Here is a 14,557-nt window from a genome sequence, read left to right as displayed (position 1 = left end):
GTTCTCTCGTCTTCTCGTCTTCTCGTCTTTGTTAGTCTTCCGCATAACTTGTCCACGTTCCTGTTTTCTGATTGTATCGACATAACCCCCGCTCCGTGCCAAACCAGAGCTGATCGCCGTCAGGCGCAATTGCCTCGACTCGGTTATGCGGCAACCCATCGTCTATATTAAAAACGCGCCAGTCGCCCGTAGTTCTATCCAGCCGCGTGACTCCCGCATCTGTTGAACCGAACCAGATTTCCTCCCCGTTCAATGCGATGCAGGTAACAACATCGCTTGCCAAACCGTCCGATCGGGTGTAGGTAACGAAGTCCCCGGATTCGGCGTTGTACTTTGTTGCCCCCTTACTTGTGCCGAACCAGATATCTGCTTCATCAATAACGATGACGCTAGTATCTGTCAGGTTGCTCTGAATTCCGATCTTATCAAGAACAGAGCTATCTGTGGTCAGGACTGCCCATGTTTTTTTCTCTCTATCATATCGGCAAGCCCCTTTGTCCGTGCCAAACCACACCAACTTCTCGCCGACCGCAACGCAACGGACATCATCGCTCAAAAGTGTTTGTGCATATTTCTTATTATCACCCATGCCTTCGACTGCCAGCGCCTGTGTGTGGGACTCCCACGCATTCGGATCATCAGATAGACGATTGAAGGTTGCAACGCCGCGATCTGTTGAGATCCATAAGTCGTAGTCCCTTACATCCAGATCTCGGATAATATTGGAAGGCAAACCGTTTTCAACGGTGTAGGTTTCCCAGCGATCTCCAGCTTTATCGTAGCGCAGGACGCCGTTGTTCGTACCGAGCCAAGCATATTTTTCGTCAATTGTCAGGCAAGTGATACTTGGTGTGTCATCCTCCATATCTTCCATCCCCTTTAGACGAGGGGCAAACCAACGATCTGTTTGCTTGTCATAGCGATGCAAGCCATTGCTTGTCGCTAACCACACATAACGCCCTTCGGCGGCTATTGCGTACACTTTCGACTCGCGGAGCGTCCGCGTCAGAGGCGACCGAGTGAAAGTGGTCCATACCTCTTTCTTTAGGTCATATCGGCTTAATCCCCCGGCTGTCCCCACCCAAGCATAATTGTCATCTACCACTAGGGAATGCTCAATGAGGTCGTTGCTTGCAAGACCATTCTCCTCACTAAAGAATGTCCAATCCTTTGCGGCTTTATTATACCGAGCCAGTCCCTGTTCGTCCGCCGTGAACCAAACAACGTCGGTGGTCTCTATAACTTGCTTGGCGCGGTCAAAATCAACCCCTTCTATTTGTGGGAGTTTCAATGTCGTCCACGAATCGGTTTTATTGTGATACTTCGACGCAATAGCACCAGTCTCATTCCAACCTGAGTACGTCAGCCAAACACCATCCAGTCCCCTGTAGATCCCGAAATTCACGCCTGAGAGCACCCGCTGGCTTGAGAATATCTCCCATTCTTCAGTTCGTCGATTGTAACGGCTAGCATCGCCCCATCCCGTGACCCAAATATAATCGCTGTCGATGAGTAGGTCATTGGCTTCATTATTTCCCAAACCGTCCGCTTCCGTGATACTACCCCACTGATCCGTCAATTTATCGTATCGCTTAATTCCTTCCCAAACCGTCGTCACCCAGACATATTGCGAATCGACGGCAATAGTTCCAATATTACTCCATTCTACACTTGGCACGATTTCATACGTTTTCCAGGCATCCGTCTCGAGCGAATAACGACTCACTACACCGCCAATATGCGCTGTCCAGAGATATGGAGCATCAAGAACAATCGCCCAGACTTCATTGTTTGGCAGACCGTCTTTGACCGTATAATGACGCCACGTATCCGTCTTTTTGTCGTAGCGTAACAACCCGCTATTGGTGCCGACCCACACTTCATTTTCACCCACGGTCAGACCGTGTATGCGTGTGATTGGTCTCTCAATGGATTTCAATGGAAGGTCTTCTTTGCTGAAGAAACGGAACGTATCTATTTGTCTGTTATACCTTACAATCGCGCCTTCCGTGGAGTCCTTCCAGTTACCAAACCAGAGTCCATCTCCATCTTCCGCCAGCTTGCTGACCCAATTCGAGTGCAGCACTTCCGTCGTTATTGCTGCAACGTGTTTCGACCAGTTACCTGTCCTCTCGTCCAAACAACTGACTCCGGCGATTGTACCTACCCAGATCTTGTCACCGCTTTTTGAAATGGTTTTAACGTTATCGGAGGCGAGTCCCTCATTGGTGTTCTCGTGGGTATAATGCGTCCATGCGTCTTCTGTAATGTTGTACTTTACCAATCCCGACGGTGTCCCTATCCAAATGGTATTGTCACCATCAGCGACAATCGCTCTGACGTTGGCATGAAACGTGAAATCCCGCTCGTTCCGTAGAGCGGAATCCCGATGTGCAGGGATGAGGATCCTCGATATGTCGGGACGTGAAATGTGAGGCGTTATGAAAGACTTATCTAACTGCGCTAAACCGGACAGTGTGCCTATCCAGACAGAGTTACCTCCTATTTCAATGGTGTTAATCATCTTTGAAGGCAACCCATGTTTTTCGGTCAATTTTCCCGACACTCCGGCAGACGGATTATTGTAGACAAGCCCATCTGCGGTCGCGATCCATACAAAATCGTTACCTAATTTGATATCGTTGATCCTACCGGAGATTTGCAACTTCGACGAATGTGTATTCCATTTTCGGGTTTGGGGTTCGTAGGTTGAAAGCCCCGTCCTCGTTCCGACCCATAGACGTGGAGACGTTCCCTCGGTCCCGCTGCGTCCCGACTCCCATGCGATGCAGGTCACAAAGTCATGTGCTAATCCATCTTTCGCCGTAAAAAACGTCCACCTATCCTCATTTTCATGTCGTACTCCTAAACCGCGTGGCGTGCCAATCCAGAGATCCTCTCCAACTTCCACAACAGTAGTAACGTAGTTGTCCGCTAAACCTTCTGCCTTACTTAACGTCCGCCAATTGAGTGTCGTCGAATCCCCCACATTTTCGAGATCGATTGCTTGGTTCAATCCGGATCGTGTTGCCACCCAAATTGACTCATCCGTCACTAAAATGTCCTTGACATCATTATCACTCAACGCTTTAATTTCGTTGTAAGTTCTCCACGTTTCATGGCGTAAGTCATACCGTACCAGTCCATGCTCATACGTACCGAACCACACGACATTTCCATCTGCAGCAATTGCCGTGATATGATTGGAAGCCAATCCTGTTTCTGCTGTGTACTCCCGCCATGTATTGACGGATAAGATGTAGCGCTGTGCACCGCTGTCGGCAGTCCCTAACCACAGCGATGTTCCATCCACTGCCAGTGCGTTTATCTGATCGCTTGTCAGCCGATCTCTTTTGGTGTACGCCCTGACGAACTCCGAATTGCGTTGATCGTAGCGGCTAAGCCCCTTATTCTCCGTGCCGAACCAGACGGAATCCTCATCAGCGGCAATCGCAGTCACACTGTTATCAATAAGTCCACTTTCCTTATCATAGTTGTTCCATGAATCGGTAAGTTTGTCATATCTGGAAACCCCATTCTCCGTACCGACCCAGATGTAATCATCATCAATCACGATTTGCGTAACAAAGTCACCCGCGAGTCCATTCTCCCCGCCCTTCCGCGCCCAACTGTTTGTCTCTTTGTCATAGCGAGAGAGCCCGTTTGGCGTACCGAACCAGATAAATCTCGAATCAACAGCAATGCAGGAGACTTCACGTCCCGCCAAGCCATCACGCGGCATGTAACGCCTCCACGTATTTGTAGGGATCTCATAACGACTCACGCCATCGCGTGTGCCAATCCAGACCTGGGCACCGTCCAAAACAATGGATAAAACATGGTTGTGAGCCAAACCGTCCCTCACAGTGAAATTAGTCCATCGCCCTTGCGTTTTATCATATCGACTTAACCCCCGGTCGGTCCCTACCCACAAATAACGCGAATCGACAGCTAAAGATAGGACGCGGTCACTGAGGAGTTGACTAATCACGCTCCCTTCCCCATCAACAAAAAAATCGGGGTGTATTTGCTGCGGATCATGTGTGGAACAGTTTGCCAAAGACAGGAGTATTATAAACCCTAAGATTAAACGAATTTGACGCATCTTTTTTCAAATCACCTTCGGTCTTCTTCTTCATCGAAATGTGTGGTAAAGATTGTCCAGGTATCTGTCAATGTATCATACCGACTCAATCCGCGCTCAGTCCCCACCCAAAGGAAATCCTCATCTATCGCAAGCGCAAACACACGATTATGACTGAGCCCATCCTTTTGTGTAAAGTGTTTCCACTCCGCTGTTGCCTTATTGTAGCAGGATACGCCGGCATCGAAACTGCCGAACCAGACGAATTCATCTTCTGCAACGATGCCGGTAATCTGATCGCTGGCTAAACCGTCAGACGATGTGAAGACACTCCATTCCTCCGTCTTTGTGTTTAACCTGCTGACGCCATCCTCCGTGCCAAACCACACCCAGTCGCCATCAATGCAGATACTGCTCACTTTGTCGTGGTGCAATCCCTCCTGCTGCGCGTAAGTCACCCAGACCTCCTTCTTCATGTCATAGCGACTGATACCTCTCTCTGTCCCCACCCAGACGTAGCGATCCCCCACTGCTATACTAGTAACACGGTTATCTATGAGGCTATTGGCATATTCCTGGGACAATAGCATAGTGTCCACATCGTCCGCGCGCCTAAAAGTCTCCCAAGCATTAGGGTCATCCGAAAGTGTATTGTATTTGCTCACCCCTTTCTCAGTACCGATCCATAAGGTGCGCCCACCCACATCGGCAACCTTGACGAATGTGTCAGCTAACCCATTTTCTGCTTCATGCAAGTCTGCCCAATGTGCTGATTTGTCGAACCGGGTAACGCCTTTGGCTGTTGCTATCCACAAATATTTGTCGTCGGTAGCAAGATCGTTCACGGGTTCCTCTACAATGCGTTCCTCCAGCCATAAGTCATGTTGTTTATCGTACCGTCTTGCACCCTGATCGGTTCCACAATAAACATAGCGCGAGTCAACAGCAATGGCATGTACCACATCAGCCGGTACAGAGCGCATTCCCGTGTACACCGTCCAGCTATCTTTACGCATGTCATAGCGACTGATACCGTCGGGACAGCCCAGCCAGAGGAAGTTTCCATCAGCCTTCAAAGTTGGATAGTTTACGCGATTATTCAGCAGTCCATCCTCTTCCGTAAAAACCGTCCAAGATGAGGACGCTTTATCGTATCGACTGATACCGTGCTCTCGGCTTCCGAACCACACGAATTCAGCCGTTTCTTGAACATCTCTGAAATTGTTTCCTACACTCTCTGGATGACCTCGGAAGACCTGCCAAGTCTGATTGACTCTATGAAATCCACTTGCGGGAACGGTATCGTCGTTTTCCCACCAACTTTGGTTATACAACACCCACATATAGTCAACTCCGGAGATAACTTCCCGAATCTGATCAGCAACTAACCCTTTGCTGGAATCAATGATGACCCAGCTATCTATGTTCTCGTCATACTTGCTCAAGCCTTCACCCCAGCCACCGTAAGCCCACACATCATCGTTGTCCACGACAACAAAACCGATCATCGTATCTAATAGACCATTCGCTGCGGTGTAACGTTTCCATGTTCCATTCTGTTTGTCGTAACGTGCTACCCCCTCCATTTGTGCGGGAACCCAGACATAACGTCTGTCTGCGGCAAGGCGCGTACGGTATGATTCCATATCAGGGGAAATCTCCTTAAAAACTACCTGATGGGTCTCCCATTCGTCCGTATCCCGCCGATAGCGACAGATGCGATTATCCCTCAAGACCACCCATACGTCATCTCCATCGACCATCAATGTTGTCGTTTTATTCGCTGCCAGTCCATCTCTGGTTGTGTAGTGCCGCCATATATCCGAGTTTTTGTAATAAGCGAGCACCCCACCGTCCGTGGCAAACCATACACTGTCATCAGCCACCGCCATCCAATCAATTTGAGTAATGAAAGGCAAGTTCGGCCAACCATTCCTTTTTTGATCGTAGCGGTCCTTGCCTTTTGGTGTTTCATTATTCAAAGTGTGTGAAGGTGGAATCTCCTCACCAACTTGTGGCAAATGAACGTGGGAATATGGGAGCATATTTTTTTTCTCGCTCCCTCCCTGTCCTGCTTCCTCGCTTCCTCGTCCTTTCGTTTTCTCGTCTTCTCGTTTTCTCCCTTTCAGTAAACCCCTCTGGTGAATTTCCGTCACATCCTCTTTCATGTAGTGCGTCCAAGTTCCTGTGCGTTTGTCATACCGAATGATCTCTCCGTTGGAGGTGCCCGGCCATGCTACAAACCACACCCAATCGCCATCTAGCGCTGTGTGTACTATACTGCTGTGGCGCAAAACAACTGTCCGCTCCTTTGCACGAATTGCTCGCCAAGAGTTGTCCTCGACGGAGTAAATGCCCAATCCGCCGATTGTCCCCAGCCAGATTTGATCATCTACCACACAAATATCCCGTACATTTTCGTGGCCCATCTCTATCCCTGGCCGGGTTAAATCAAAGTGCTGCCCTCCACCCAATCTTGTCGCTGAGGGGCGCCACTCGTTACGGGGGAGTACGCCTAACCCACCCGGTGTACCGATCCAAAGCGCATCTTTAGTGATGGCAAGTGTTCGCACGTTATCATTCGGCAGCCCATCCTCCGTGTTGAAATTATGCCATCTTTTCTCCCGTTTATCGAACATGAAGAGCCCACCCTGTGTACCGACCCAGAGCATATCCCGCTCACTTGCAATGGCATTGACGTGATGCGTGATGTGCGATGTGTGAAACATGACGCGTTGATCGGTGAGTTGGGCTAGCCCTCGACCGGTTCCGAGCCATAGGGAACCAGCGTCAACAGCGATGGCATTTATCCACATTCCTGTCAGGTCTTCAAAAGTTTGCCATTTATCGTTTTCTTGATTGTATCGACAAAGCCCATTGCGCGTGCCAACCCAGACCGTTTGATCGATGACCACTATATCGAGGACGAAGTCGCTTGGAAGACCGTGTTGATGCCGCCAGAATTTCCACCGATTGTTCTGGTATAGTCCTACTCCCTTTGATGTTCCAACCCAGATTGCATCAGCAGCAGCGACAACGCGGGTAATATAATTGGTCGTTAATCCCTGTGCTTTGGTGTAGGTTTTCCACTCCTCAGATTGCAAGTTAAATCGACTGAGTCCCATCGCTGTGCCGATCCAAAGGGCACCATCCTGCTCGGCAATTGATTTGATATTATCGCTCACCAAGCCTTCTGCCTTTTTGACTACACTCCAAAGCCCACGAATCTTATCGAATCGTGCTAGCCCGTCCTCATAAGTGCCGAACCAGACATACTTACCATCGACTGCTATCGCTGTGATGTTTGAAGATGGGAGCCCGTCTTGCATTTTGTAGTGAACCCATGTGTCAACCGGTTTAATGTATCTTTGGACACCCTCATTCGCCGTGCCGATCCAAACATACAGACCGTCAACCAAGATGTAATTGATCTTGTCTGTTTCAAGTAGACCGGTGCGCGTGTAGGTTTTTACAAATGTTTGCTCTGTGTTGCTGTATAAACTCACGCCGGCATTTTCTGTGCCGAACCAGATGAAATCCTCATCAATAGCGATAGTTGTGACCTTGTCGTCCGCCAAGCCCTCACTTTTGGTCAACTGTGTCCAAGAATCAATCTTCTTATCGTATCTGGATACACCTTTGTCGGTTGCAAACCAGACATATTCATCCTCCACCGCGATAGCGGAAATCTCATTACTGGTCAAACCGCCATCGTCAGTCGTGCGAAGTGCCCAAATATCAATCGCTTTATTGTATCGGCTCAAGCCTTTATCCGTGCCAAACCAGATGTAGTTTCCATCCACACCGATAGCCCTAACACGATTGCTCGGCAGACCGTCGTCGCGGGTGTAGGTCATCCATTCATCAATTTTGGGTTGGTATTTTGAAACGCCGGATTCTGTGCCAAACCAGACAGCCTCCCCATCTACCGCCACGCTAGAAACCTTGTTATTCGCCAACCCATCTTCGACGGTGTAGCTTATCCACAAACTTTCGTGTTTGATGAAGCGATTGATCCCCTTGTCGGTTGCAACCCAGATGTGTTCGGCATCTGCCGCGATAGCGTTGACCTGATCGCTTAAAAGCGCGGTTGCCTCCCAAGGCATGGACTGATCTACCACTTCTGGCGTCTCGTCAGGCGCAGTAAAAATACATCCGATAAAAAATAACAAAACAACAACCAAAAACCCTCGCCAGTCTAATGTCATTTTTTGCACCTCAAGCACCCCAAGCCTACAAGCTTTCGCCCGTTTTTCTCGCCCCAGAGCGGATCTTTTTCAGCCACGCTTCACTTGAATTCATGATAGAATGATTTAATATGTGTTAAATTGAGAATTATACCACAGGCGTATAAAGCCTTCAAGTGGAGTAAAGTAACATTTGTGAATTTCTAGTAATGACTTTCTGGATGAAACTCCGAAAGGATCTGGTTTCTTCAGCATATTTTGGTGAGCCACAGATAATCATCACACCGTCTTTCATTCACAACCCACAAAACCGTAAACATCTAACTCAACAACACTCAAATCAGAGGAAAGTACACAATGATTAAGGCAGGATTCGGTCAACGCATCGTTACACCAGAAATCGGTGCAGAAATGCCCGGAAGTATTAACAAGCGCTTTTCTCAAAATGTGCATGACGACCTCCTTGTAAATGCAATGGTAATAGACGACGGCGATACACAGCTTGTCCTAGCGGGGCTTGATGCACTATCAATAAAACGGTCAACAACACAGAATGCACGGGGACAAATCGCAGATGCGACCGGTATTCCCGCTGATAATGTACTAATCGCAGCAAGCCACACACACAACGGCGGACCTATCGCAGATGTCTTCATGAGCGAATCGGATGCGGCTTACTGCGACTTCGTTGCTGCACAGATAGCACAAGCAGCAATTGAGGGATACGAAAAACGAGAACCTACAACACTGGTTATTGGTGCGGGACATGAAGGAAGCGTTGCGTTTAACCGACGCTTTCGTATGAAAGATGGCTCGGAGCGCACGCATCCAGGGGTAGGCAACCCCGATATCGTTCAAGTCGCAGGACCTATTGATCCAATGGTCGGGGTCATCGGTGCTATAAATCAATCGTGCAAATTTCTTGGGTGCTGGGTCAACTACTGTTGCCATGCCACACTAGGGGTTGGCGGAGGTGGTTTTTCTGCCGATTATATCTACTATTTGAGAAAAACCGTTCAGCAGGCAATGCGAGCTGACCATGCGATCATCGTCTTCGGAAACGGGGCATCAGGCGATGTCACGCAAGTCGATAACCTTAGAGATAGAGGGAAGCAGTCCGGAGAATGCTGGGGTTGGCATGTTGGCACAACGGTTGGTGCGGAGGTCATCAAGGTGTTGGCACGAATGGATTATACAGATGAAGCGCCATTGGGATGTGCAACTGAAACACTTGAACTTCCCTTACGAGACCTCGACGATGCATCGCTCAACCAAGCACAGTCTTGGGGAGATCAAGCAGTTTGGGCAAGAGAACTTGAATTGCTCAAAGAAATCAAGGAAATTGAACCGAGGGTATCCGCAGAGGTACAAATGATGCAGATCGGAAAAGCAGGACTGATCGCTGTGCCTGCGGAATACTTCTGTCAGTATGGGTTAGATATTCAGAGGTGTTCTCCCTTCGATCCGACGTTTATTGTCTCCCTCGCTAACGGTTGTGTGGGATACGTCCCAACACCACAGGCATTGGTCGGTGGGGGTTATGAACCCCGAACTGCGCGGTCTAGCAAGCTCTGTCCAGATGCCGGGGATCGAATTGCAGCAACAGCGATTCGGCTACTTCAGGGTGCACATGGATAAATTCGGAGAGATGTCTTTCTTGAGAAATAACTATCCGGCGGTTTGTGCTTCGCTAATCGCTTTGGCTGGCAAGACTCTTCTCATAGGGAGGGTGGGCGATGCCTTTCTCTGTGATGATTGCTGTAATAAGGTGGGCGGGAGTAACATCAAAGGCGGGACTATAGACGTTGACCCCTTCAGGTGCTGTTCTGCTGCCGAAACCTTCCGTCACTTCTTCGGCGGCACGCTGTTCAATCGGAATCAGATCGCCTGTTTCAAGGGACAGATCAAGCGTTGAAGTTGGTGCGGCAACATAGAAAGGGAGGTCGTGTGCCTTTGCCAAGATCGCAACGTTATAGGTCCCAATCTTGTTAGCGGTGTCGCCGTTTGCGACAATGCGATCTGCTCCAACAATGACACACTGAATCTTGCCTTCCTTCATGACCTGTGCAGCCATGTTGTCACAAATCAACGTTACATCAATCCCCGCTTGCATAAGTTCCCACGCTGTCCATCGGCGTAAACACTGATGTTCTTTCCTGACTCGTGTGCAGAGAACATAACCGCTAGTGCTGTGCCGTAATCAGAGGTTGCAAGTCCTCCTGCATTGCAATGTGTCAAAATGGTGTCGCCGTTATGGATGAGGTCTAATCCGTGTTGACCGATAGCACGGCATTTCGCACGATCCTCCTCAATAATATTCTGTGCTTCATCAAGCAGAGCGTCCTTGAGTTGTACGATCTCAAGATCTTTATGCTTTTCTGCTGTTTGCTTGATGCGCTCCAGCGCCCAAAACAGGTTCACCGCTGTCGGACGTGAGGTGGCAAGATAATCTGTGACCTCTTTAAGCTCGGCTGCAAAGTCAGGGTAATTAGTCGCCTCTGACTTCCAGATTCCAAGCACCGCCCCCAATGCACCTGCAATACCGATCGCGGGTGCTCCGCGAACCCGAAGTGATTTAATCGCCTCCCAAACACTTTCTACATCGTCACAATAAATCTGGTTGAATTCATTTGGCAGCAGCGTTTGATCGATTAGGTGGATTCTACCATCAGCCCATTCAATTGTCGGAATCGGCATCTTCCGCCTCCCCTTGATCGTCATGGTCTACTCGTTCAGCAGTCGCTTCTGCCACGCTGGTTTCGTCAAGATTTTCGTCGAAGCCTTCCGCGTCCTCATCGTCGCCGGGATCATTGTCTATTTGGGCTTCGGGGCTACGGGATTTGGGACCCGCAATGAATGCGTCGTGTGCTTTTTTAATTGTCTCAACCGTCTCGGCACGATTTAGCCAACCGGATAATTCAAAATAAGGTTCAAAAAATTGCACAATTTTTTTGAGTAACTTAACGTCTAAGTCCGAAATGTCCTTGACTGAAGTGTAACGCTCATCGCCTAACATCACACAGATGACGTGATGGTCTCGGTCCTTACGTTTTAGTACGCCAATGGGTCGTGCCTCACAAACGTAGCCAGGGTGGCTCGCGTTGGCAGCAATTACCATTGCATTCAGGAAATGCCCATCTTCAGCAACTGTTTCTGGAATCCAACCGTATTCTGTTGGCACTGGTATACTAAATTCATATGCTAATCGGAATTTTCTACTTTTTGCGTGATAACGATATTTTTTTCGACTCCCCTTCGGTGCTTCGATAACGACATTAATGATTGAGGGTGCATGGCGTCCAAGTGAAATATCTCGCAAGTTCATTCTTATTCCCTGCCTTTGAGTATATCCCCATCAAAATGGGGAAAGGTTAACGATGCCCGGTAACCTTAACAGTCCAAAATTTCAAAGGAGGTATGCAGCCCCTCCATAACGGATGAGGAAGGGAATGAACCAGTCCGTTCCTCAACTCTTATCGAACAGGACAAATCCTAAATAATTCATCAATTCAATCCTGAAAATCTATTAAACTTTAATCAAAAAGTTTCAAGTTTTAACGTTTTGACTTACCAATGTTTTGCGGACATTATAGCACACCTCACATATCCTTGCAACGGAAAAACTGGTCAATTTTTATTTCTAATTCAACCAACAGCCACAACTCCAAATCCAAAGGTTTGTTTTCAAACCTGTGTTGGGGTATAATAGTCTATCAACTTGACAAATTGTCTGTGATTTTATACCATTTCTGCTTCTGAGATGACCTAGATGAGATACATCAGCTTACTTTGTATATCCCTATTGATTTTTATCTTTAGCTCAGAAGTTATTTTGAATCCCGACGTAATCGGGGCAGCGGTGAATATCCCTGATGCAAATCTGGAAAGCGCGCTTCGATTGCAGTTAGGTATCCCTTCCGATCTACTCACCGACAGCGATCTGGTAAGTGTCACACACCTTTCGGTAATACACACAGAGATCGCCAACCTAGAGGGATTGGAGCATTGCAGGAACTTGGTACATCTTAGCCTGATTGGTGTAAAAGTCAAAGATATTCGTCCAATCAAAAAGTTAACAAACCTACATTGGCTCGATCTAGGCAATAATCAGGTCAGTGATATTCGCCCGATCGCTGCATTAACCAACCTGCGGTGGCTCGACTTAAACAATAATCAGATTCGTGATATTGAGTCACTCGCTGGATTGATAAACCTAGAGCGACTTGACTTAAATAATAATCAGATTCGCGATATTCAACCGCTTGCTGAACTGATACACCTGGAACGGCTTTACTTAAATAACAACCAAATCCATGATATATACCCGCTGACAGAACTGATACACTTGGAGAGTCTGGACCTACCCAAGAATCAGATTCATGATATTCGGGCTTTAGGCGAGTTGACAAATCTGAAATGGCTTTATCTCGGTGAAAATCAGATTGACGATATTCGCCCACTTGCAAAATTAAAAAATATAGAGAGACTTTACCTCGAAATAAATCAAATTCGCGATGTGAGTCCACTCGCCGGACTAAAGAAACTGTTTCGGCTTAACCTGAATGAAAACCAGATCGACGACGTTCGTCCACTTGCAGAATCAGCAAATCTCGAACGACTTGAGCTAACTGACAATCAAATTTGCGATGTGCATCCCCTCGCTGGGTTAAAAAATCTGAAGTGGCTTTATCTGGCGAAGAATCGGATCCACGATGTAAACCCTCTCGCAGAACTGGTAAACTTGTATGAACTTGACTTGCAGGAGAATCGGATTCACGATATTCACCCATTAGTCAAGAACCCCGGAATCGGACAAGGTGATGTCATCTCCGTAAAATCCAATCCCTTGAATGAAGACTCTATCAAACATTATATCCATGGATTGAAAGCGCGGGAGGTGCGCCTTTCCATGGATTAACTTAACGCATATATAACCGTTGAAAACAGCTTGGAGGTTACACATGGCTTACGATTTACTAATCAAAGGCGGAACCCTGATTGATCCCGCACAAAATATTCACGCAAACAAAGATGTCGCATTTTCAAGCGGCGTTGTCGCCGCAGTAGATGACAATTTATCAAATGCAGACGCGCTTGAGGTATTGGACGCTAGTGGCTGCCTTGTCACGCCGGGCATGATTGATCTACACGTTCACGTGTTCTACGGTGTCAGTCATTATGGCATTGAACCAGATCCGACCTGCTTGGCAAAGGGCGCAACGACGGTAGTTGATGCTGGCTCCGCGGGTGCCGACATTTTTCCCGGCTTTCGCAAGTATGTGATCGACGTGAGCGAAACGCGGATCTTGGCGCAAATTAATATCTCGTCGCAGGGGATGTTGACCCAAGAAATCGGCGAGTTTGAAATCCCCGAATATGCCGATGTAGACAAAGCCTGTGCGATGATTGAAAAGCATCGCGATGTAATTTTGGGGGTGAAGGTGCGACTGACAAAACATAGCATCGTCAGTGAACGATCAGGGATGATTCCGCTGCACCATGCACGCGAAGCCGCAGATGCAGCAGGTCTACCCATTATGGTGCATCCGCAAGACGCTTGGTGCGATTCGATAGATGATATCTTGGCGGTCATGGGTGAACGTGACATCGTGACGCACTGCTTCCATGGAAGTAGATGTGGTATCTTGGACGACGACGGGAAGGTGCGGAAGTCAGTGCATGAGGCGATGGAGCGCGGTGTCGTCTTTGATGTGGGTCACGGTGCCGGGTCTTTCTCGTGGGATACCGTTGAAACCGCGATGAGCCAAGGGGTTGCACCACAAACAATCTCATCAGACCTGCATATTTACAATGTCAACGGTCCCGTCTATGACTTGGCGAATGTCGTGACAAAATTCCTCCATCTTGGCATGTCGCTCGACGACGCCATCGCAAAGGTTACTGCGGTCCCAGCTGAAGTGATTTTGATGTCGGACAAAATCGGCACACTGGCACCCGGCGCTTGGGGAGACGCGATTATCTCTGAACTGCGAGAAGGTGAATTCCAACTGATGGATTCGCGTGGTGAGGCCCGTACCAGTAGGCAGAACTTTGTGCCGGTTACTGTTGTCAAAGGCGGGCGGGTATATCGGCAAGCTCGCAAGGGATAACGGTTTTTCCTGTCTATCCTAACGTTCATTATGATAAGGTGAAAAATGGCATACTCCAGTCTGAGAGATTTTGTAAGAAAGTTAGAACGAGCCGGCGAATTAAAGCGAATCAAAGCCGAAGTCTCCCCTGACCTTGAGATCACACAGATCACGGATCGGGTGAGTAAGGCTGAAGG

The 14,557-nt window shown here is 48.3% G+C and carries 7 protein-coding genes and 1 pseudogene; 4 read left to right on the top strand and 4 right to left on the bottom strand.

The window, feature by feature from the left end; translation table 11 throughout:
• Nucleotides 1-31 precede the first annotated feature (31 nt).
• On the bottom strand, nucleotides 32-4,105 hold the full coding sequence (locus tag J4G02_04035; protein MCE2393759.1) for a hypothetical protein: 4,074 nt from the start codon (nucleotides 4,103-4,105) through the stop codon (nucleotides 32-34).
• 11 nt (nucleotides 4,106-4,116) lie between these two features.
• Nucleotides 4,117-8,292, bottom strand: coding sequence for a hypothetical protein (locus J4G02_04030; GenBank protein ID MCE2393758.1), 4,176 nt, complete (start codon nucleotides 8,290-8,292; stop codon nucleotides 4,117-4,119).
• 336 nt (nucleotides 8,293-8,628) lie between these two features.
• On the opposite strand from J4G02_04030, the gene J4G02_04025 reads away from it, so the two are divergent.
• Nucleotides 8,629-9,909, top strand: coding sequence for a hypothetical protein (locus J4G02_04025; protein MCE2393757.1), 1,281 nt, complete (start codon nucleotides 8,629-8,631; stop codon nucleotides 9,907-9,909).
• A gap of 52 nt (nucleotides 9,910-9,961) precedes the next feature.
• Here J4G02_04025 and mtnA read toward each other — a convergent pair.
• Nucleotides 9,962-10,968: pseudogene (gene mtnA / locus J4G02_04020) on the bottom strand (S-methyl-5-thioribose-1-phosphate isomerase).
• Nucleotides 10,949-11,596 carry an inorganic diphosphatase gene (locus tag J4G02_04015; protein ID MCE2393756.1) on the bottom strand — a complete coding sequence of 216 codons (648 nt, stop codon included), beginning with the start codon at nucleotides 11,594-11,596 and terminating at the stop codon, nucleotides 10,949-10,951. Before J4G02_04015 ends, mtnA begins: the two are co-directional and overlap by 20 nt.
• 444 nt (nucleotides 11,597-12,040) lie before the next feature.
• Between J4G02_04015 and J4G02_04010 the strand changes: the two genes are divergently transcribed.
• The 3 genes from J4G02_04010 to J4G02_04000 form a co-directional block, all read left to right on the top strand.
• Entirely contained in the window at nucleotides 12,041-13,189 is a 1,149-nt protein-coding gene (locus J4G02_04010; protein MCE2393755.1) for a leucine-rich repeat domain-containing protein, read from the top strand.
• Nucleotides 13,190-13,232: 43 nt separating this feature from the next.
• Nucleotides 13,233-14,381, top strand: a complete 1,149-nt coding sequence (locus tag J4G02_04005) for an amidohydrolase/deacetylase family metallohydrolase (GenBank protein MCE2393754.1) — start codon at nucleotides 13,233-13,235, stop codon at nucleotides 14,379-14,381.
• A 45-nt stretch (nucleotides 14,382-14,426) separates the two neighbouring features.
• Nucleotides 14,427-14,557 (top strand): UbiD family decarboxylase (locus tag J4G02_04000; protein MCE2393753.1); only part of this gene is annotated, 131 nt, incomplete at its 3' end.

Source organism: Candidatus Poribacteria bacterium, from assembly GCA_021295755.1.
Classification (GTDB): Bacteria; Poribacteria; WGA-4E; order WGA-4E; family PCPOR2b; genus PCPOR2b.
This window is presented reverse-complemented; position numbering and strand designations above follow the sequence as displayed.